Source organism: Arthrobacter sp. UYP4 (assembly GCF_057291175.1).
Genome location: NZ_JBXAVU010000001.1, coordinates 597,960 through 616,651 on the forward strand (window position 1 = coordinate 597,960; position 18,692 = coordinate 616,651).

General features: G+C 70.8%; 20 protein-coding genes and 4 tRNA genes. 13 read left to right on the plus strand and 11 right to left on the minus strand.

The window, feature by feature from the left end; genetic code table 11:
- Positions 1–42: 42 nt before the first annotated feature.
- The 4 genes from AC0Z9V_RS02755 to AC0Z9V_RS02770 all read right to left on the minus strand — a co-directional run bounded on the left by AC0Z9V_RS02755 (position 43) and on the right by AC0Z9V_RS02770 (position 3,397).
- Positions 43–321, minus strand: coding sequence for a DUF6167 family protein (locus tag AC0Z9V_RS02755; protein WP_485140634.1), 279 nt, complete (start codon positions 319–321; stop codon positions 43–45).
- Between the two features lie 24 nt (positions 322–345).
- Positions 346–720 carry a DUF948 domain-containing protein gene (locus tag AC0Z9V_RS02760; protein ID WP_133080599.1) on the minus strand — a complete coding sequence of 125 codons (375 nt, stop codon included), beginning with the start codon at positions 718–720 and terminating at the stop codon, positions 346–348.
- 158 nt (positions 721–878) lie between these two features.
- A complete protein-coding gene (gene rpsD, locus AC0Z9V_RS02765) occupies positions 879–1,505 on the minus strand; it encodes a 30S ribosomal protein S4 (RefSeq protein WP_055771608.1) in 627 nt (208 codons plus the stop codon).
- A 422-nt stretch (positions 1,506–1,927) separates the two neighbouring features.
- A complete protein-coding gene (locus tag AC0Z9V_RS02770) occupies positions 1,928–3,397 on the minus strand; it encodes a replication-associated recombination protein A (protein ID WP_133080600.1) in 1,470 nt (489 codons plus the stop codon).
- Between the two features lie 51 nt (positions 3,398–3,448).
- Between AC0Z9V_RS02770 and AC0Z9V_RS02775 the strand changes: the two genes are divergently transcribed.
- Entirely contained in the window at positions 3,449–4,183 is a 735-nt protein-coding gene (locus tag AC0Z9V_RS02775; protein ID WP_485140635.1) for an acVLRF1 family peptidyl-tRNA hydrolase, read from the plus strand.
- Positions 4,184–4,270: 87 nt separating this feature from the next.
- Here AC0Z9V_RS02775 and rpe read toward each other — a convergent pair whose 3' ends face one another.
- From rpe to AC0Z9V_RS02800, 5 genes are all read right to left on the minus strand, one after another.
- Complete coding sequence (gene rpe / locus AC0Z9V_RS02780) at positions 4,271–4,933, minus strand: ribulose-phosphate 3-epimerase (protein WP_133080602.1); 663 nt, start codon at positions 4,931–4,933, stop codon at positions 4,271–4,273.
- 70 nt (positions 4,934–5,003) lie between these two features.
- On the minus strand, positions 5,004–6,584 hold the full coding sequence (locus AC0Z9V_RS02785; RefSeq protein WP_485140636.1) for an RsmB/NOP family class I SAM-dependent RNA methyltransferase: 1,581 nt from the start codon (positions 6,582–6,584) through the stop codon (positions 5,004–5,006).
- Complete coding sequence (locus AC0Z9V_RS02790) at positions 6,581–7,546, minus strand: methionyl-tRNA formyltransferase (RefSeq protein WP_485140637.1); 966 nt, start codon at positions 7,544–7,546, stop codon at positions 6,581–6,583. Before AC0Z9V_RS02790 ends, AC0Z9V_RS02785 begins: the two co-directional genes overlap by 4 nt.
- Entirely contained in the window at positions 7,543–8,148 is a 606-nt protein-coding gene (def, locus tag AC0Z9V_RS02795; protein ID WP_485140638.1) for a peptide deformylase, read from the minus strand. Before def ends, AC0Z9V_RS02790 begins: the two co-directional genes overlap by 4 nt.
- A 137-nt stretch (positions 8,149–8,285) precedes the next feature.
- A complete protein-coding gene (locus AC0Z9V_RS02800) occupies positions 8,286–9,161 on the minus strand; it encodes a cytochrome (protein ID WP_133080606.1) in 876 nt (291 codons plus the stop codon).
- A 194-nt stretch (positions 9,162–9,355) separates the two neighbouring features.
- Between AC0Z9V_RS02800 and AC0Z9V_RS02805 the strand changes: the two genes are divergently transcribed.
- The 5 genes from AC0Z9V_RS02805 (at position 9,356) to AC0Z9V_RS02825 (ending at position 10,171) form a co-directional block, all read left to right on the plus strand.
- Positions 9,356–9,429: transfer RNA gene (locus AC0Z9V_RS02805), tRNA-Gly, on the plus strand.
- Positions 9,430–9,481: 52 nt separating this feature from the next.
- Positions 9,482–9,552 (plus strand) — tRNA-Cys (locus AC0Z9V_RS02810).
- Positions 9,553–9,578: 26 nt separating this feature from the next.
- Positions 9,579–9,650, plus strand: a tRNA-Val gene (locus AC0Z9V_RS02815).
- Positions 9,651–9,679: 29 nt separating this feature from the next.
- Positions 9,680–9,753 (plus strand) — tRNA-Gly (locus AC0Z9V_RS02820).
- A gap of 166 nt (positions 9,754–9,919) precedes the next feature.
- Positions 9,920–10,171, plus strand: coding sequence for an antitoxin (locus tag AC0Z9V_RS02825; RefSeq protein WP_208741005.1), 252 nt, complete (start codon positions 9,920–9,922; stop codon positions 10,169–10,171).
- Between the two features lie 97 nt (positions 10,172–10,268).
- Here the strand turns inward: AC0Z9V_RS02825 and zapE are convergent, their stop codons facing one another.
- Positions 10,269–11,303, minus strand: coding sequence for a cell division protein ZapE (gene zapE / locus AC0Z9V_RS02830; protein ID WP_485140639.1), 1,035 nt, complete (start codon positions 11,301–11,303; stop codon positions 10,269–10,271).
- Between the two features lie 339 nt (positions 11,304–11,642).
- On the opposite strand from zapE, the gene AC0Z9V_RS02835 reads away from it, so the two are divergent.
- Positions 11,643–12,560 carry a sulfurtransferase gene (locus AC0Z9V_RS02835; protein ID WP_459289974.1) on the plus strand — a complete coding sequence of 306 codons (918 nt, stop codon included), beginning with the start codon at positions 11,643–11,645 and terminating at the stop codon, positions 12,558–12,560.
- On the plus strand, positions 12,557–12,997 hold the full coding sequence (locus AC0Z9V_RS02840) for a SufE family protein (RefSeq protein ID WP_133080610.1): 441 nt from the start codon (positions 12,557–12,559) through the stop codon (positions 12,995–12,997). Before AC0Z9V_RS02835 ends, AC0Z9V_RS02840 begins: the two co-directional genes overlap by 4 nt.
- Here the strand turns inward: AC0Z9V_RS02840 and AC0Z9V_RS02845 are convergent.
- On the minus strand, positions 12,981–14,249 hold the full coding sequence (locus AC0Z9V_RS02845; RefSeq protein ID WP_485140640.1) for an alpha/beta hydrolase family protein: 1,269 nt from the start codon (positions 14,247–14,249) through the stop codon (positions 12,981–12,983). The genes AC0Z9V_RS02840 and AC0Z9V_RS02845 overlap by 17 nt on opposite strands.
- An 89-nt stretch (positions 14,250–14,338) precedes the next feature.
- Between AC0Z9V_RS02845 and AC0Z9V_RS02850 the strand changes: the two genes are divergently transcribed.
- The 5 genes from AC0Z9V_RS02850 (at position 14,339) to AC0Z9V_RS02870 (ending at position 18,663) form a co-directional block, all read left to right on the plus strand.
- Positions 14,339–14,824: a universal stress protein gene (locus tag AC0Z9V_RS02850; protein WP_133080612.1), complete on the plus strand. Its 486-nt coding sequence runs from the start codon at positions 14,339–14,341 to the stop codon at positions 14,822–14,824.
- 14 nt (positions 14,825–14,838) lie between these two features.
- Positions 14,839–15,264 (plus strand): peptide-methionine (R)-S-oxide reductase MsrB, encoded by a 426-nt coding sequence (gene msrB, locus AC0Z9V_RS02855; protein WP_133080613.1) that lies wholly within the window; start codon positions 14,839–14,841, stop codon positions 15,262–15,264.
- Between the two features lie 240 nt (positions 15,265–15,504).
- Complete coding sequence (locus tag AC0Z9V_RS02860; RefSeq protein ID WP_485140641.1) at positions 15,505–16,869, plus strand: DUF6421 family protein; 1,365 nt, start codon at positions 15,505–15,507, stop codon at positions 16,867–16,869.
- Positions 16,866–17,585, plus strand: coding sequence for an SDR family oxidoreductase (locus AC0Z9V_RS02865; RefSeq protein WP_485140642.1), 720 nt, complete (start codon positions 16,866–16,868; stop codon positions 17,583–17,585). Before AC0Z9V_RS02860 ends, AC0Z9V_RS02865 begins: the two co-directional genes overlap by 4 nt.
- A 7-nt stretch (positions 17,586–17,592) precedes the next feature.
- Positions 17,593–18,663, plus strand: coding sequence for a threonine aldolase family protein (locus tag AC0Z9V_RS02870; protein WP_133080616.1), 1,071 nt, complete (start codon positions 17,593–17,595; stop codon positions 18,661–18,663).
- Positions 18,664–18,692 lie beyond the last annotated feature (29 nt).

Sequence of the window (18,692 nt, forward strand, 5' to 3'; positions counted from 1 at the left end):
TTCCCCGCGGGGCCGTCGGTCGGGCTGTGGGGCTGCGCGGTGCTAGCCGAGGGCGCGGCGCGGCCCGGGGAGCGTCCCGCCGGACGCCTCGGCGCCGGGAGCGGCCGGCTCCTGGACGCCGAGTGCGGCGCGCAGGTCGGTCTCGCGCTCCGACATGGCCGAACGCAGGGCGTCGGCGAAGTCGGCGATGCTGTCGCTGATCTGCCCGACGGCGCGGTTCAGCCCCTCGGGGCCGAGGGTGGACTTCGCCTGCGACACCTTGCGCACGGCGACGACGCCGATCGTGATGCCGGCTGCCAGCCAGAAGGCTCTTCGAATCATCGTTCTCTCCGGTTCTTTGGTGGGCTAGCGGCTGCGACGGCGTCGTGCAGGCGCCTTGCGGCCCGCGAGGGCCGAGCGGACACCGTAGGAGAACGCCGACACCTTGATGAGCGGGGAGCCGACGGTGGCGGCGACCAGCGACGACAGGGCGGAGATGTTGGCCGACGCGTCGGAGACGTTGGAGGTGATGCCGTCGACGGTCTTGAGCTGCTGGTGGGTGGTGCTCACGGTGCTCGTGACCTCCTCGATCAGCGGCGTCGTCTCGTCGGTGACGGTACGGATCGCCTTGCGCAGTTCGTCGAACACCCGCCCGAGTTTCCAGATCGGCACGGCCAGCAGCAGCACCAGGACGGCGAACACGCCTGCAGCTATCAGGCCCGCAATATCTCCACCTGACATGGGCGGTCTCCTTCTACACAGGGGTGCACCGCCTCCGGGGCGGGCGTGGGAATTCTTGCTCTTAGTACCTTACAGAACGAAGAGCCCGCGGCGTGTGCCGCGGGCTCTTGGTCCACACTTCGTCCTGCGCCGGCGGAGACGACCGTCAGCGGAGGGGATCAGCGTGCGTAGTACTCGACGACGAGCTGCTCTTCGCAGGTCACGGGGACCTCGGAGCGCTTGGGGCGACGCACGAGGCGTGCCTGGAGCTTGTCGAGCTGGACGTCCAGGTAGCCGGGGACGGCGGGGAGGACGTCGCGGTGCGCACCAGCGGCAGCAACCTGGAGCGGGACCATGGTCTCGCTGCGGCTGTGGACGTGGATGAGCTGGCCTTCGGCCACGCGGAACGACGGGCGGTCCACGCGGGCGCCGTCGACCATGATGTGGCGGTGCACGATGAGCTGGCGGGCCTGGGCGCTGGTCCGGGCGAAACCGGCACGCAGCACGAGGGCGTCGAGACGCATCTCGAGCAGCTCGATCAGGTTCTCACCGGTCAGGCCTGCGGTGCGGCGGGCTTCCTCGAAGATGCGGGCCATCTGCGCTTCGCGGATGTTGTACTGGGCGCGCAGGCGCTGCTTCTCACGCAGACGTACGGCGTAGTCGCTGTCCTGCTTGCGACGCGCACGGCCGTGCTGGCCCGGCGCGTACGGCCGACGCTCGAGGTACTTCTCTGCCTTGGGGGTCAGGGCGATGCCGAGGGCCCGCGAGATGCGGACCTTCCGGCGGGCACGTGTGTTGTTAGCCACGTCTACCTTTCGATTTTTTGCGGCGAAGAAACGGACCGGCGCCACGGGGGCGTCCGCACTTCCTGGTGTCGCTGGCCTCCACTTGCGGAGAGCCGGGATTGGCCGCTTCCCGGTACTACAGTCCGCCGCGACCCTGGCCGCCACCCCGCGCGGCGCAGCAGGAGACCTGCTGGTGAGCATGGGAGAGGAGGCTGGTACACGACGACTTGCCAGTCAGCGTCCCATCCTACCAGCGAGGCAGGGCGGGGCCGAATCAGGCGGACCGGGACCGACTCCTACGCCCTCGACCTCCCGGCAGAAAGGAGGACCTCGTCCTCCTCCCTCTCCGACGCGACACGCAGCATGAACGAGGAGCTCGGTCGCGACGGCGACCGGCCGACGCGCACGGGGAACTGAAGGATGACCACGGTCGTCCGTGCGCCCTATCTCCCCCGGATGATGCGGCGCAGTCTGGACAGCCTCGAGGCGATGTCCCGTTCGGCCCCGCGATCGGTCGGCTGGTAGTAGTCCCGCCCCACGAGATCGTCCGGCGCGTACTGCTGCAGGGCGATGCCGTGCGGCTCGTCGTGCGAGTAGACGTAGCCCTTGCCGTGGCCGAGCTGGCTCGCGCCCGGATAGTGTGCGTCCCGCAGATGAGCGGGAATGCCCTGCCCGCGGCCCGCCCTGACGTCCGCGATGGCGGCATTGATCCCGTTGTAGGCCGCATTCGATTTCGGGGCCGTGGCAATGTGCACCACCGCCTCGGCCAGGATGATCCGCGCCTCCGGCATGCCCACGAGCTGCACCGCCTGCGCCGCCGCGACGGCAGTCTGCAGCGCCGTCGGATCGGCCATCCCGACGTCTTCGGATGCCGAGATCATGAGGCGCCGGGCGATGAACCGCGGGTCCTCCCCCGCTTCGAGCATCTTCGCGACGTAGTGGAGGGCAGCATCGACGTCGGAGCCCCGTAGCGACTTGATGAACGCGCTCGCCACGTCGTAGTGCTGGTCCCCCGCGCGGTCGTAGCGGAGCGCAGCGACGTCCACGGCTTTCTCGGCGTGGGCGAGCGTCACGAGGACCGGGAGTGGCTCCTCCCCGTCCTCGCTGTCGTCCTGGTCCGCACGGGACGTCGACGCGGGTGCGTGGCCTGCGGGCGCTGTCCCGTCGCCGGTGCCGGACAGTGCGACGCCGGCAGCCGCCTCGAGCGCCGTCAGTCCCCGCCGCGCGTCGCCGGCCGCGAGGCGGACGAGGTGCTCGAGCGCCTCCTCGGACACCTCGACGGTGCCGGCCAGACCGCGCTCGTCGTCTACGGCGCGCTGCAGGAGGCCGCGGATGTCCGACTCGTCGAGCGGCCTCAGGGTCTGCAGCAGCGAGCGGGACAGCAGCGGCGACACCACCGAGAAGGACGGGTTCTCGGTGGTCGCGGCGATCAGCACCACCCACCCGTTCTCGACGCCGGGCAGGAGGGCATCCTGCTGGGCCTTGTTGAACCGGTGGATCTCGTCGAGGAACAACACGGTGGTCTGCCGGTACAGGTCCCGGGAGGTCAGGGCGTCGTCCATGACCCGCCGTACGTCCTTGACGCCGGCCGTGATGGCCGAGAGTTCGACGAACGTGCGGCCCTGGCCCCGCGCGATGACGTGGGCGAGCGTCGTCTTCCCGGTACCGGGCGGGCCCCACAGGATCACCGACGACGGCGCTGCGTGCGCTCCCGGATCGTGCTCGCCGGCGAGCGTGCGCAGCGGCGAGCCGGAGCCGAGCAGGTGCTGCTGCCCGACCACCTCGTCCAGCGAGCGCGGACGCATCCGGACGGCGAGGGGGCTCCGCGGGCGCACCGTGCCCGGCGCGCGCGGTCCGTCGGACGGCGCGTCGTCCGCCTCGTCATCCGCAGCCGCGCTGAATAGATCATTCACAGCGTCAACGTTACTGTGGGCCACTGACGCAGGCGGCACGAGAGGCGGAGCATGTCCACCACCCGATCGGTCCTCGTCGAGCCCCATCGGCTCGCGGGCTGGCTGTTCCGCTTCGAGGCTCGCAACGGTCCCTACACCGCCCTCCGGGCCCCGGCGTCCCCGAGCGCCGGTGGCACGGTCGCCGGCGTCAGGATCGTCGCCCGCAACGGCTGCTCGGCCGTGCTCGCCCCGCCGCTTCCCGGTGGCCCTGCCCCGGCAACCGCGCCAGGAGCCACCCCGGCCGGCGCCGGCCGGTCCGCCGCCTCCGCCGCGGAGGTCCTGCCGGATCTGCTCTCGGACCTCGTGCACGGTGTCGCCCCCGACCTCACGGTCGGGCTCCTCCTGATCAGGCGCGGCGGGTACTCCGTCGGCGTCGCCAGATCGGGCCAGGTGCTGTCGTCCAAGACCGGCACGCGGTACGTCCAGGGCAGGACGGCGGCGGGCGGCTGGTCCCAGCAGCGCTTCGCGAGACGCCGGGCGAACCAGGCGGACGCCCTGGTGGAGGAGACCGCCGCACGCGCGGCAGCACTGTACAGGGCCGATCCGCCGTCGTGCCTCCAGCTCGGCGGCGACAGGGCGCTGGCGGAATCGACCCTCGCCGAGCCCGTGCTGACTGCCTTCGCCGGGCTCCCGCAGGTCCCCTTCGTCACGGTCCCGGATCCCCGGTTCGCGGTGCTGAAGGACGCCGCGAGGACCGCGCTGGCCGTGCGGATCACGGTGACCGATCCGCCGGACCCGAAGGCCTGACGGAGCGGACCGGACCGCGGGACCCGGCTGCACCGGGGGTGCGTGCCACCGTCGTCCCCGCAGTCCCCGCAGTCCCCGGAGAGGGGTCTAGCTCTCCTGACCGGCGGCCGAACGCAGGGCGGCGATCGCGGTCGAGGCGTCGTCCGCCCCGTAGACGGACGAGCCGGCGACGAACACGGTGGCCCCGGCATCGGCTGCGCGGAGGATGGTCTCCTCGGTGATGCCGCCGTCCACCTGGATGACCAGGGGCAGGCCCGCACCCCGGACGGCGTCCGCGGCACGGCGGATCTTGGGCAGCGTCAGATCGAGGAAGGACTGTCCCCCGAATCCCGGCTCCACCGTCATGACGAGCAGCATGTCGAGCTCGGCGAGCATGTCGAGGTAGGGCTCCACCGGCGTCGCGGGCCGGAGTGCCATGCCCGCCTTCGATCCTGCGCCGCGGAGTTCGCGCGCGAGCTTGACCGGGGCGGCTGCCGCCTCCGCATGGAAGGTCACCGACGCGGCTCCCGCCTCCGCGTACTGCGGGGCCCAGCGGTCGGCATCCTCGATCATCAGGTGGACGTCCAGCGGCAGCGGGCTGACCTCCTGGATGCGCCGCACGATCGGGAGTCCGAGCGTCAGGTTGGGGACGAAGTGGTTGTCCATGACGTCCACGTGCACCGCATCGGCCGAGGCGATGCGCTGCAGCTCCGCCTCGAGGTTGACGAAGTCCGCGGCCAGGATGCTCGGGTTGATCCGGAGGGAGGTCACAGCGGTTCCTTTCGTTGCCCTGCTCGGGTTTCGGACGGTCGACGGCGTCCGCGGGGGACTCCGTCCATCCTCACAGAGTCCTGCGGATGAGCGCGAGGTACATCGCATCGGTGCCGTGCACGTGCGGCCACAGCTGCGCACTCGAGCCGTGTCCGGCGTCGAGGGCTCCGCCGACGCTGACGGCATCCAGGGCGGCTCCCGCATCGAGGCGCTCGAAGCCGGTCCGTCTCCTCAGGGAGTCGTCGACGACGGCCTCGGTCTCCGCGTGGTGCGGTGAGCAGGTCACGTACGCCACCACTCCCCCGGGCGCGACGGCGTCGAGGGCCGAGGCCAGCAGCTCGCGCTGGAGCGGCGCGAGTGACACCAGATCCGACGGCTGCCGGCGCCACCGGGACTCGGGGCGGCGCCGGAGCGCGCCGAGTCCCGTGCAGGGGGCGTCGACGAGCACGCGGTCGTAGCTCTCCGGCTGTTCCCGCCCGACGTCGCGCCCGTCCCCCACGCGGACCGTCCAAGAGTCCGCGGGCAGGGGCCGCAGCGCCTGCCGGACGAGCTGGGCGCGGTGCGGCACCGGCTCGTTCGCGGTGAGGTGGACACCGCGGTCCTGCCCGATCGCCGAGAGCAGTGCCGTCTTGCCGCCGGGGCCGGCGCAGAGGTCCAGCCATTGCTCGGGACCGTCCGACCGGCGGTCGCCGAGGTCGACGGCGGCCAGCGCCCGGGCCACGAGTTGCGAACCGGAATCCTGTACGCGGATGGTGCCCGTGGACAACCCGGGGAGGCGGCTGACGTCGCCGCCCGAATAGTAGGCCGACCCGGGAGCGAGGCGTCCGGGTTCCGCGCCCTCGGCGAGGGCGTCGTCGAGCGTGGCGAGGCCCGGCAATGCCACGAGGTGCACCACCGGCGCTGCATTGTCGGCCGCCAGGAGTGCGTCGATCTCGGCGACGTCGCGGCCGTGGGCCACGAGCGCCTGGCGCAGGGCCCGGACGATCCACTCGGGGTGGCTGTGGCGCAGCGCCGCGATCGCGGTCGCGTCCGTCATGCCGTCGACGAGCTCGGCGATCCAGCCCTCGAGGTCGTGCGCGGTCACCTTGCGCAGCACCGCGTTGACCAGCGACGAGGGCCCGGCACCGATCACGGCGCGCACCAGTCCGACGGTCTGGTCCAGCGCGGCGTGCGCCGGGACGCGCATCGCCAGGAGCTGGTGGACCCCGATGCGCAGCGCGTCGAGCACGGCGGGATCGAGTTGACCGAGCGGCCGGTCGACGCAGCGGGCCAGGACGGCGTCGTACGTCCCCTGGCCCCGCAGCGCGCCGTAGGTCAGCTCGGTGGCGAACCCGGCGTCCCGGCGGTCCAGTGCATGCTTGCGGATGCTCGCCGGCAGGACGAGGTTCGCGTAGGCGTCCTCGGCGGCCACGGCGCGGAGGACCTCGAACGCCACGAGTCGAGCGGGATCGGCGCGGCGGGTGCGCTGCGAGGGCGCGGCCGAGGAGAACTGGCGGTCCCCGCCGCGGTTGCGCTCCCGGCCCTGCTCGTTGCGGCGGCGCGCGCCGCCCTGCCCCCGGCCGGCCTGGTGGCCCGATCCGCCGGTGCCGCCGGATCGCCGGGACGGGCCGTTCCCTCCGGATCCGCTGTTCGTTCCTCCGGTACCGCTCACTCGAACACCAGCTCTCCGCGCGTCGCGCCTCGCGCCCAGTCGAGGGCCTTCATCATCTTCTTCCCCGCCGGCTGGACGCTGCCGAGGACCACCGGTTCCGTGCCTGTCCCTACCCGGACCTCCCGACCCACGACCTGCAGCGCGCCGGGAGCGGGTGGGCCCCCGGCTTCCGGCTGCCCGATCACCCCGCCGGGGTCTCCCGGGGCGGGGTCCCCCGCGGCGGGCGAGACGGGACCGAGTTTCACGCGCTGCCCCTCGAGCGTCGTCCACGCGCCGGGCTCGGGGGTGACGGCATTGATGCGGCGCCGGACGGCGACGGCGGGTTCCGACCAGTCGATGCGGGCGTCGTCGATCCCCAGTTTCGGAGCGAAGCTCGGTTCGCCCGACTGCGGCGCGGCCTCGACCCGTCCGGATGCGATGCCGGAGAGGGTCTGCACGAGCAGCACGGCACCGCTGTGCGAGAGGCGCTCGAGGACCTCACCGCTCGTGGCCTGCGGTTCGAGCGTCTCGGTCATCACGCCGAAGACGGGACCGGTGTCGAGTCCCTCCTCGAGGCGGAACGTCGTGGCACCGGCGACGTCGTCCCCCGCGAGGACCGCGTGCTGGACGGGTGCGGCACCCCGCCATGCCGGCAGGACCGAGAAATGCAGGTTGATCCAGCCGTGCTTCGGCACGGCGAGTCCGGCCGGCGGGACGATGCCGCCGTAGGCGACGATCGCGGCGGCGTCGAGGTCGAGCGAGGAGAGCTGCTCGAGCAGCTCCGGAGTGAACCGGTTCCCCTTGAGGACCGGCAGCCCGAGCTCACCCGCGGCAGCTGCGACGGGGCTGGGGGTCAGGACCTTCTTGCGGCCCAGCGGCGCGTCGATGCGTGTGAGCACGGCGGCGACGTCGAACCCCGCGTCGACGAGCGCCCTCAGGGAGGGGACGGCGACCTCGGGCGTTCCTGCGAAGAGGATCCTCATCGGGTGGTCCGGCCGAAGGTCCCTGCGCGGCCCGGGGTCGATGCCGCGCCGGGGGTGAAGCTCGAACCGAGCGACCGGGACCGCTCGGCGGCCGTGCGGGACGTGACGCTGTTGTAGTCGGCGCTGCGGATCGCCCGAAGGGCATTCCGTCGGTCCTCGCCCTCGAGCCGGTCGATGTAGAGGGTCCCGCGCAGGTGGTCCGTCTCGTGCTGCAACGCCCGGGCCAGCATGCCGGTCCCCTCCACGGTGATCTCCTTGCCGGTCAGGTCCTGTCCGGTGACGCGGGCCCGGTCCGTCCTGTCCACGAAGCTTCCGAGCCCCGGGACGGACAGGCAGCCTTCGACGTCGGACTCCCCCTGGGAGGGTCCCGTGAGCTCGAGGACCGGATTCACCACGTGGCCCTCCGCGCCGTCGACGCGGTAGGTGAACACCTGCAGCCCGATCCCCACCTGCGGCGCGGCGAGCCCTGCCCCCTGCACGTCGATCATTGTCTCGGTCATGTCCTCGATCAGCCGGGCGAGGTCGGGACCGAAGTCGGTGACCTCTGCTGCCGGTGTGCGGAGGATCGGATCGCCGATCATGCGGATAGTCAGGACGGCCATCGGTGTTCGGTTCCTCGCTTCGCGGAGTGCGCGCAGGGCGCAGGATCATCGGCACCCCGGCACTCGTGCTCGCCGCGGCTCCCGTCAATCCTAGTGCCGGGGCGCTCGGGCGCGCGGACTTCGGCCCGGTCGGCCCCTCAGGCGGGAAGCGCGGGCTCGGCGGGGGCCGTCCTCGTGGGGGGCGGTCCGATCGGGAGCAGGGCGCGCCCGGCCTCCTCGGCCTCAAGCCCTGCCGCCCAGGCCCGGCGCAGGGCGCAGAACCGCAGCCAGTGGTTCCGCAGCACGGCGGGGTTGGCCCGCATCGCCCGCACCTCGGTCTGGCCCACGGCCACGCCGAGCAGCAGCGGCTGGTCGTCGTGGACCCACGGCCGCCATTCGCCCTTCTGCGGATCGACGAGGGATTCCTGCGCCTTCATGCCGGCGACCAGCTGCATGACGACCTTGTCGTCCAGGGCCTTCACGAAGCCGTTCCGGTCGGTGTTCTTGGTCTTGTAGTCGATGAGGCAGGTCCTGCCGCCGATCGTGGCGATGAGGTCGAGGGTGCCCGCGTAGCCCAGTTCGGTGTTCCACACCGTCAGTTCCGGCTCGACGGGACGCACGTCGTACAGGTCCCACCACTCGTCGAACCGCTGCGCGAAACCGCCCTCACCGTTCTCCTCCAGGGCCAGTCGGGCAGCCTCGAGCTCGTCGGGGCGGCCGAGGGCGCGCAGGGCAACCTGCTCGCAGTAGTGATGGACCCGGGTGCCGCGCAGGGCCGCGTCGTCACGGTAGCGCTCGGCGGCCGACGCCGCGTCCCGGACCGCCGTCCGGAGCTCGGCCGGGTCGCCCAGCGCTCCGGGCAGCCGCGGATCCCGCGACAGGGCACTGGCCGCCATGTGACCGAACCAGCCACCGAGGGAACTGGGCAGTTGCGAGATGACGGTGGTGATGGACGGCACGGACGGCTGCTCGGTCGTGGAGCGGGCGTACATGCGGCCGTGCGGCGTTGCGTGTGCAAGGAGCGGGGCGGTCATGGCTCCAGTCTCTCAGGCTCCTCTGACAGCGGGATGCAGGCGAAGGGGAGTCCCGGGGCCCCGCCGAGGCAGCGCGTCCGCCCGCCGATTGGACGAACTCCCGAACGTCCGATAGAGTTTTTTCTCGTTGGAAAACGAAGAAACACCGCGAAATGCTCAGCAGGTAGCGGGAATTCCGGGTTCTTCCTTCTTCTGCGGACGTAGCTCAGCTGGCTAGAGCACCACCTTGCCAAGGTGGATGTCGCGGGTTCGAATCCCGTCGTCCGCTCGCAAGTCACTGTATGGCCGGATCAGTCCGGTGGCCGGAGCGATCCGGTCACGGTGGGGTGGCCGAGAGGCGAGGCAGCGGCCTGCAAAGCCGTATACGCGGGTTCGAATCCCGTCCCCACCTCACTACGGTACGAGCACCATGAAAATGGGCGATTGGCGCAGCGGTAGCGCGCTTCCCTGACACGGAAGAGGTCACTGGTTCGATCCCAGTATCGCCCACGAAGGCGCCCCCTCGGGGGCGCTTTTTTGCGGACGTAGCTCAGCTGGCTAGAGCACCACCTTGCCAAGGTGGATGTCGCGGGTTCGAATCCCGTCGTCCGCTCTTTCCGGCCGATTGCGGCCGTTGCCCGGTCCTGGCGAGGACCGGGCATTTTTTGTGCTCAGCCCCGAGCGAACTCCTCCGTTCTCCCGCCGGACCCCGGGGTTCCTCCTCTATGCTTGGAGCAGCGGAAACGGTCCTGCGTTTCCACGACCGAAAGGAGGTGTCCGTGGGTTTATTGGACGGGCTCAAGGGCAAGGCCGGCACCCTCGCGGGTAAGGCGACCGAACTCATTGGCGATAATTCCGACAAGGTGAAGAACGGCATCGGGAAGGCTGGCGACTTCGTCGACAGCAGGACCCATGGCAAGTACTCGCACCACATCAACGGAGTGCAGACGAAGGCTTCGGGGATGGTGGACAGGATCGACAAGAAGGACGGCAAGGGCGACACCAGCCCTACCCCTCCGCCGGCCGTGTAATTCCCAGCCTGGCAATAAGGAAGCGCCGGTCCCGCCGAGAGGCGGCACCGGCGCTTCTTGCGTTCCCGCCGGAGGCGGCGGGAGGACCGCGATGGGCCTAGTGGACGACGTCGCTCCCCTGCCGCGCGAGGGCGGTGAGGCGGGAGACCGCCCGGTAGTACTTCTTCATGTAGCCGCCGCTCATCATCTCCTCGGTGAAGAGGTGGTCGAACGTCGTGCCGCTCGCCATGATCGGCACATCCCGGTCGTAGAGCCGGTCGGCCAGGACCACGAACCGCAGGGCGACGGACTGCTCGGTGATCGTCTCCACGTCGTGCCAGGCGACGGCGTCGATCCCGTCGAGGAGCTGCCGGTAACGGCTCGGGTGGACGTCGGCGAGATGCCGGACCAGGTCCCCGAAGTCGTCCTCCGCCAGGACGCCGCCGGAGTAGGCGTCGATGCGCTCGCGCAGCGCGGCATCGTCGAGCGCTGCCGGGGCCTGGGGCAGCCCCCGGTGGCGGTAGTCCTCGCCGTCGATCCTGGCCACCTCGAACTGGTCCGCGAGGACCTGGATCTCGCGCTGGAAGTCCTCGGCTGCGAAGCGCCCGTCCCCGAGCGACCCGGGAAGGGTGTTCGACGTCGCCGCGAGCTTGACGCCGGCGTCGGCCAGTTCGCGCATCAGCCGGGACATCAGCACCGTGTCCCCGGGGTCGTCCAGTTCGAACTCGTCGATGCACACGAGGCTGTAGCCGCTGAGCGCGTCGACGGTCTTGCGGAAGCTCAGCGCTCCGACCAGGTTCGTGTACTCGACGAAGGTGCCGAACGCCTTGCGGCCCGTGGATGCGTGCCAGAGCGATGCGAGCAGGTGCGTCTTGCCGACGCCGAATCCGCCGTCGAGGTAGATCCCCGCCCGCGTGGTGGTCTTCCTGCCCCCGCCGAACAGTCTGCGGAATCCCGAGGGCTCGGGCTCGTCGACGGAGAAGGCGAACTCGCGCAGCTTGGTCACGGCGGCCGACTGCGACGGCTGCTGGGGGTCCGGACGATACGTGTCGAAGGACACCTCGCCGAAGCGGGGCGACGGATAGAAACCGCCCAGCAACTCATCGACGGAGACCTTCGGGGTGCGCGCTGTGAGGTGTTCGGTGGCTGGCACGGATCTGGACCGCTTTCTCTTTCCGGCTGGGTGTCGCGAGGCCCCCGCGGGAGGCCGCTTCGCTAGGCAAGACTACGGCAAGGCGGTCCGTGCGCCGGTGGTCCGTGCCGCTCCCGCAGGTCCTTGACCGGACGCGGACCGGACGCGGACCGGACGTGGATCGGATGTCAACCGGACACTGATCGCAGGCGGGGTACCCGGCGCCGGTCCCCCTGCACCGGCGCCGGGAATCGCGGCCCCGGCCGCACGCTGGGGAGCCGGAAGCAATCGGGCGGGCGCGTGGTTACGCTAGGGAGGAAGAGACGCTCCTTCGAGCAGACAGCTATGCGAAAGGCCGCAATGACACTGGCTCCAGATACGCAGGACAAGTTCGCCGAGTACGCCCATCCCGAGCGGCTCGTCTCCACCGACTGGCTCGCCGCCAACCTGGGCGCCGAGGGTCTGGTGGTCGTCGAGTCCGACGAGGACGTCCTGCTGTACGAGACGGGCCATGTGCCCGGCGCCGTCAAGATCGACTGGCACACCGAGCTGAACGACGAGGTGACGCGCGACTACCTCGACGGCGCCGCGTTCGCACGCCTCATGGCCACCAAGGGCATCTCCCGCGACTCCACCGTGGTGATCTACGGCGACAAGAGCAACTGGTGGGCCGCCTACGCCCTCTGGGTCTTCACGCTCTTCGGCCACGAGGACGTCCGGCTGCTCGACGGCGGCCGCGACAAGTGGGTGGCCGAGGGAAGGGAGCTCACGACGGACAAGCCGGACACCGCACCGAGCGACTACCCGGTCGTCGAGCGCGACGACGCACCCGTGCGCGCCTTCCTCGGCGATGTCCTCGACCACCTCGGGAAGCCCCTGATCGACGTCCGCTCGGGCGACGAGTACACCGGGGCCCGCACCACCATGCCCGCCTACCCGGAGGAGGGCGCGATGCGCGGAGGGCACATCCCCACCGCGCGCTCCGTCCCCTGGGCGCGTGCGGCCGCCGAGGACGGGACCTTCCGGACGCGCGCGGAGCTCGACGCCATCTACCGCGGTGAAGCCGGCCTGCAGGACGGCGACGACGTCGTCGCCTACTGCCGGATCGGAGAGCGGTCGAGCCACACGTGGTTCGTCCTGACGCACCTGCTCGGCTTCCCGAACGTGCGCAACTACGACGGCTCCTGGACCGAATGGGGCAATGCGGTGCGCGTACCGATCGTCCGGGGCACCGAGCCCGGCGACGTGCCCGCGAGCCCGGTACGGGCGGCCCGATGACCACCGGGGCCGTCCCGGCGAAGCTCGCCGAGATCATCGACGACTTCCAGGACCTGACGGAGCCGGACCGCCTGCAGCTCCTGCTCGATTTCTCCCGGGAACTCCCGGACCTGCCGGAGCGCTACGGGAACCACCCCGAGCTCCTGGAGCAGGTGGTCGAGTGCCAGAGCCCGCTCTTCCTCACCATGGAGATCGGCGAGGAGCCCGAGCGCCGCGTGCACCTGTTCTTCTCCGCCCCGCCGGAGGCTCCCACGACCCGCGGATTCGCCGGCGTGCTGCTCGAGGGACTCGACGGGCTGCCTGCCGCGGACGTCCTCGCCGTTCCCGACGACGTCCCCGACCGTCTCGGCCTGACCCGGGCGATCACCCCGTTGCGCATGCGCGGCATGGCCGCGATGCTGGGCCGGATCAAGCGGAAGATCAGGGAAGCGCAGTAGTCTCCGGGCCGGGCACCTTCCCACCGGGGAGGGCCCGGCCGTTCAGGTGTGCGTCCAGCCAGTGTTCGACGACGGCCTCCCACCGTTCCGGATCGAGGTTCCACTCCTTCGTGTGGCGGGCGCGGTGGAACCGCTCGAGGGTGACGAAGGCCGGGTTCCTGGCGGCCAGTTCCGCCGAGGGCCCGATGGGCACGAACTCGTCGTCCTCGCTGTGCAGGACGAGCGTGGGCAGGGTCAGCTGCTCGGCGCGGGCGATCCAGTCCATGCTCTTGAGATCCAGTGGGGCTGCCAGTCCGGTGATCCGCCGTGCGCGCCGGCTGGCGAGGAGGTACTGCCCGAGCCGCCCGACAGGGGCGGGGATCCGGTTCAGCTCGGCGTGGTGCGCGAGCACCTCGATCCAGTTGACGACGGGGCCGTCGAGCACCAGCGCGGCGATGCGCCGCCGGTGCCGGGAGAGGTCGGCGGTCTGCAGGACGATCGCGCCGCCCATGGACCAGCCGAAGAGCACGACGTCGCGGGCACCGGAGGACACGGCGAAATCGATCGCGGCGTCGACGTCGTGCCACTCCGTCATCCCGAGGCCGTAGCGGCCGTCCGGCGCGGACGGCGCCTCGCCGTCGTTCCGGTAGGACAGGACGAGGCTGGTCATGCCGAGCCGGCGCGCCGGCGGTACGGCGCGCAGCGCCTCCGCCCGGGAGGCTCCGCGGCCGTGCACCATGATGGCCCAGGTGCGGGCAGGAGCTTCAGCGCGGACGAGCCAGGCCGGGGCCGAGCCGCCCTCGACGGGGATGCTCACCTCCTCCTCGGCGAAACCCATCGCCGCCGGTGACGGGTAGACGGCCCCGCCCCACCAGCCGCGGGTCGCCGAGGTCAGGTCGCCCGCATAGACCTCCTCCACCTCACGCTCCACCGTCCCCTCCCGGGGCACGTAGGACCGGATGGCGCCCACGCGGGCGTGGCCCGCTCCCCCGTCGAAGTGCAGGCTGTAGGTACCCTCGATGGTCGTGTCCTCGTTCGCGGGGAGGATCACGGTGCGGTTGCCCGCCTGTCCGACCACCGCGAGGATCTCCAGGTTCTCGTCGCGCCTGCGCGCCGGTGTGACGATCTGCCGGGCGAAGTACACCGCGAGCCCGGACACCGCGCCGGCCGCGGAGGACGCGAGCGCGGCTCCCGCGCCCACCCCGAGTGCGGTCCACTTGAGCCAGGGAGCCCGAACCCGCTGCGTCGCGGCCGTCGACGTTCCAGTTGCCATAGCTCCATTTCTACCCTGCGCCGCAGGCGCCGTCGATTCGCGGCCCTGCAGCACCGCGGGCGGGCAGGGCGCCGCAGTACAGTGGCGCCATGAGCCGAACAATACTGGTGCTGACCGAGGAAGCCCTGACCCACCCCGATCTCCGGAACCTGCGGACCCTGCAGGGTGAGGATCCCGCCGAGGTCGTCGTCCTGATCCCCGAGGACCGCAACGAGTCCGTCCTGGGCGAGTTCTTCCGCCACCTGAGCCTCCTCGAGGTCGGTGAGGCGTTCCGCTCGTTCTCCGGCGACGACCGCCGCCATGACGAAGCCGCCGCCCGCACCGCCCTCGACGCGTCCCTCCGCCTGCTGCGGGACGAGGGATTCGCGGCGGGCGGACGGACGACGACGGGGAATCCCGTGGACGCCCTCGTGCGGGAGGCCACGGAGAGTGGGGCCGAGCAGGCGGTGGTGATCACGCGTCCGCACGCCATGGCCGACACGTTCCACACCGACTGGGCCAACAGGGCACAGGACAAGCTCGGTATCGCCGTGCTGCACCTGTACTCGGGTTCGGGATTTATCGGCGACTCATAGGCGTTGCACCGGATATGACTACCGAACGCGACACCTACCGGCCCGAGATCGAGAAGTCCGATGACGAGTGGCGCCGGGAACTGACTCCCCAGGAGTTCCAGGTCCTGCGCAAGGCGGGCACCGAGCGCCCCTACACCGGGGAGTACTACGACGCGAAGACGGCCGGCACCTACGCCTGCCGCGCCTGCGGTGCCGATCTGTTCACGAGCAACGAGAAGTTCGACTCGCACTGCGGGTGGCCCTCGTTCTGGGCGCCGCTGGCGGACGACAGGGTGCGGTACCTGCATGACAGGTCGATGGGCATGGAACGCATCGAGGTGCGCTGCGCCAGATGCGACTCCCACCTCGGGCACCTGTTCAAGGGCGAGGGCTTCGACACCCCCACGGATCAGCGGTTCTGCATCAACTCGATCTCCATGAAGCTCGTTCCGGCGGAGTAGCCCGGACGAGAGTGTGCGGAAAGGCCGGCCCGCGAGCCGGCCTTTCCCGTGTCCGGCGTGTCCGGGTACGTCCCTCGTGCGTCCATAGCGGGGAAAGCCGGTCTGGTCCTCTCCCGCGGTCGTCCGCTCCCGAGCATAAGACTTTCTGGAACTTCTCCCTTCGGAGTGTAAGAGGAGCTGTCCTGGTTGCTACGCTCGCGGCAACGGATCCGACATCCACGACCAGAGAAAGCAGGAGCCATGACCGTCACCCCCCTCGCGCCCGTCGACACCACGCCCCAGGAGCAGCCCGCCTGGCTCTCCCTCAAGGCAGCAGCCCAGGAGCTGCGCCTGTTGCAGGTCAAGGACGGCTCCATCCCGGAGCCGGAGCACCACGCTCCGGCCGCCGAGCTCACGGCCGCCATCACGGCCGCGATCACGGAGCTCGCTCCCCTGTTCCCCCACGACGCCGAGTACCTCCGGCGCACCGTCGCGGCATTCGACGCCTGGCGATCGAGCGGATTCGCCGTTCCCGACTTCCTCGAGCCGCTGCTCGCCTTCCAGCCCCAGCAGGACCGCACGGACGGCCTCCAGCACCTCGTGGTGTTCCCCATGTACACCCAGAACGGCAGCACCAGCCGGCTCGTCGAGGCGGTGCTGATCGAGGTCCTCTGGCCCGAATTCATCGCCGAGCTCGAAGCGGGCGCATACTCGAACGGCCTGTTCGTGCCCATCCGGTTCCTCGACTTCACCGAGGGCTACAACACGAACTCCGCTGTCCTGTTCCCCGAGACCGTCGCGGTGAGCGAGACCCCGACCTTCACCTGGGGAGCCATCTTCGCCGACCGCGAGGCCGCCCGGTTCCGCCGCGTGGTCCGGGCAGCCGCCGACATCACACGCCTGGAACTGCCGCAGGACGCCCTGGAACTCCTCGACGACCAGAAACTCACCGAGGAGACCTTCGTGATGTGGGACCTCATCCACGACCGCACGCACATGCGCGGCGACCTCCCCTTCGACCCCTTCATGATCAAGCAGCGCATGCCCTTCTTCCTGTACTCGCTCGAGGAACTGCGCTGCGACCTCACCGCCTTCCGTGAATCCGTGACGATCGAAAAGGACGAGGACGCGTCACCCGAGGCGCGGAAGCACGCGAAGCTCGTGCAGTACGCGGTCATCTTCGACCGCATCTTCCGCTTCAGCATCACCGGTAGCCGCGTGCGCAACTACGACGGCCTCGGCGGACAGCTCCTGTTCGCGTGGATGCACCAGCACCGCGTCCTGCACTGGACCGACACCGAGCTCACCATCGACTGGGACGAGGCGGCGGACGTCGTCGTCGCCCTCGGTGAGCAGATCGAGCAGCTGTACTGGCGCTCGATCGACCGGCCGAAGATCGCGCACTGGCTGGCCGCCTACGACCTGGTATCCGCCACGGTCACGCCGCACCCCGCATCGGTCTGGGCCAAGGGTCCCGACGCGCTCGAGCTCCTCGGCCCCCCGCGTGGCCTGACCGACGCCGTGCTCGACGACGAGTTCCCGCTCTCGATGTTCTTCGAGGCCCTCGACCGCAAGATGAAGCCGGTCATCGAGTCCACCGCGGGCATCACGGCGGACGCGGCATGAGCGAGAGCACCGGCGGCCGGACCGCCGTCGTCGCCGGCGCCGCCAGCGCATCCGGCAGGGCCCTCACGCGACGGCTCCTCGCGGACGGACTGGCGGTGGTCGCCGTCGGCTCGGACGCCGGGCGGCTCGCCGAGGCCTTCGCGACGCTCGAGGGCGTGGACCGCCAGGAGTGCGACCTCACGGACGAGGCGGCGGTGCGGGTCCTCGCCGACCGCGTACGCGCCGACCACGGCGGCGCAGACGCCCTGTTCCACCTCGTCGGCGGCTGGCGGGGCGGCAAGGGGATCACCGCCCAGTCCACGGCGGACTACGACGCCCTGCACCGCTCGGTGTTCGTCACCCTCTTCAACACCAGCAGGGCCTTCTACGACCAGTTGGCCGAGCGGGGCGGACGCCTCGCGGCGGTGTCCGCCACCGCCGTCGCCGCCCCGACGGCCGGCAACGCCTCCTACGCCGCGGTCAAGGCCTCCGTCGACGCCTGGCTCCAGGCCGTCGCCGACGGCTTCGCCAGGGACGGCAGCGCGGCGGCATCGACCGCCGTCGTGGTCAAGGCGCTGGTCGACGACACCCTGCGGCAGCAGCACCCCGACCGGAAGTTCCCGGGCTACACGCACGTCGACGATCTCGCCGGCATCCTGGCGTCGCTGCTCGGGGCGCCTCCGGCGGACGTCAACGGGGCCCGCATCGACGCGGTGCGCGACGCGCATCGGGGATAATGGAACCGTGACCGACACCCTGACAACAGCCCCGTCCCTGCACGACCGCACCCAGCGGAGCTTCGCCTCCGACAACTACTCGGGCGTGCATCCGGAAGTCCTCACCGCGCTCGCCGCAGCGAACGAGGGCCACCAGGTCGCCTACGGCGAGGACCAGTACACCGCACGCCTGCAGGAGGTGATGGAGCACCACTTCGGCGAGGGCATCTCCATCTACCCCGTCTTCAACGGCACGGGCGCCAACGTGCTCTCGCTGCAGTCGATCCTGCCGCGCTGGGGCGCCGTCGTCTGCCCGCGGACGGCCCACATCAACGTCGACGAGAACGCGGCTCCGGAGCGGGTGGGCGGCATCAAGCTGCTGACGGTCCCGACGCCGGACGGCAAGCTGACTCCCGAGCTGATCGACCGTGAGGCGTGGGGCTGGGGGGACCAGCACCGCGCGCAGCCCCTGGCGGTCTCGATCACCCAGACCACCGAGCTCGGCACGCTGTACTCCGTCGCGGAGATCAAGGCGATCGCGGACCACTGCCACGCCCGTGGCATGCGGGTCCACATGGACGGTGCCCGGCTCGCCAACGCCGCGGCCGCCCTCGGCCAGCCACTGCGCGCCTTCACGCGCGACGCCGGCGTGGACATCCTGTCCTTCGGCGGCACCAAGAACGGCCTGATGTTCGGCGAGTGCATCGTCGTCCTGAACCCGGAGGCGTCCACGGGCCTGGAGTACCTGCGCAAGCTCAACATGCAGCTGGCGTCGAAGATGCGCTTCGTCTCGGCGCAGCTCATCGCCCTGCTGGAGGGCGACCTGTGGCTCCGCTCGGCGGGGCATGCCAACGCGATGGCCGCACGCCTGACCGAGGGCGTCCGCGGCATCAAGGGCGTGACGCTCACGCAGGAGACCACGGCCAACGCGGTCTTCGCCATCCTGCCTCCGGGCTCGGCCGACCGCATCCGCGAGAGCTTCCGCTTCTACGACTGGGACCAGGCCACCGGGGAGGTCCGCTGGATGTGCTCGTTCGACACCACCGAGGAGGACGTCGACTCCTTCATCGAGGCGATCCGTCGGGAAGTCTCCGCCTGACGCGGTCGGTGCGTCCCGGGCCGGATGCG

Bases quoted from the DNA above. Each gene is read 5' to 3' on its own strand.
- AC0Z9V_RS02755 (WP_485140634.1), bottom strand. From the start codon at position 321: ATGATTCGAAGAGCCTTCTGGCTGGCAGCCGGCATCACGATCGGCGTC.
- AC0Z9V_RS02760 (WP_133080599.1), bottom strand. From the start codon at position 720: ATGTCAGGTGGAGATATTGCGGGCCTGATAGCTGCAGGCGTGTTCGCC.
- AC0Z9V_RS02775 (WP_485140635.1), top strand. From the start codon at position 3,449: ATGTCCACCACCCGATCGGTCCTCGTCGAGCCCCATCGGCTCGCGGGC.
- AC0Z9V_RS02790 (WP_485140637.1), bottom strand. From the start codon at position 7,546: ATGAGGATCCTCTTCGCAGGAACGCCCGAGGTCGCCGTCCCCTCCCTG.
- def (WP_485140638.1), bottom strand. From the start codon at position 8,148: ATGGCCGTCCTGACTATCCGCATGATCGGCGATCCGATCCTCCGCACA.
- AC0Z9V_RS02800 (WP_133080606.1), bottom strand. From the start codon at position 9,161: ATGACCGCCCCGCTCCTTGCACACGCAACGCCGCACGGCCGCATGTAC.
- AC0Z9V_RS02835 (WP_459289974.1), top strand. From the start codon at position 11,643: ATGACACTGGCTCCAGATACGCAGGACAAGTTCGCCGAGTACGCCCAT.
- AC0Z9V_RS02840 (WP_133080610.1), top strand. From the start codon at position 12,557: ATGACCACCGGGGCCGTCCCGGCGAAGCTCGCCGAGATCATCGACGAC.
- AC0Z9V_RS02845 (WP_485140640.1), bottom strand. From the start codon at position 14,249: ATGGCAACTGGAACGTCGACGGCCGCGACGCAGCGGGTTCGGGCTCCC.
- AC0Z9V_RS02850 (WP_133080612.1), top strand. From the start codon at position 14,339: ATGAGCCGAACAATACTGGTGCTGACCGAGGAAGCCCTGACCCACCCC.
- msrB (WP_133080613.1), top strand. From the start codon at position 14,839: ATGACTACCGAACGCGACACCTACCGGCCCGAGATCGAGAAGTCCGAT.
- AC0Z9V_RS02860 (WP_485140641.1), top strand. From the start codon at position 15,505: ATGACCGTCACCCCCCTCGCGCCCGTCGACACCACGCCCCAGGAGCAG.
- AC0Z9V_RS02865 (WP_485140642.1), top strand. From the start codon at position 16,866: ATGAGCGAGAGCACCGGCGGCCGGACCGCCGTCGTCGCCGGCGCCGCC.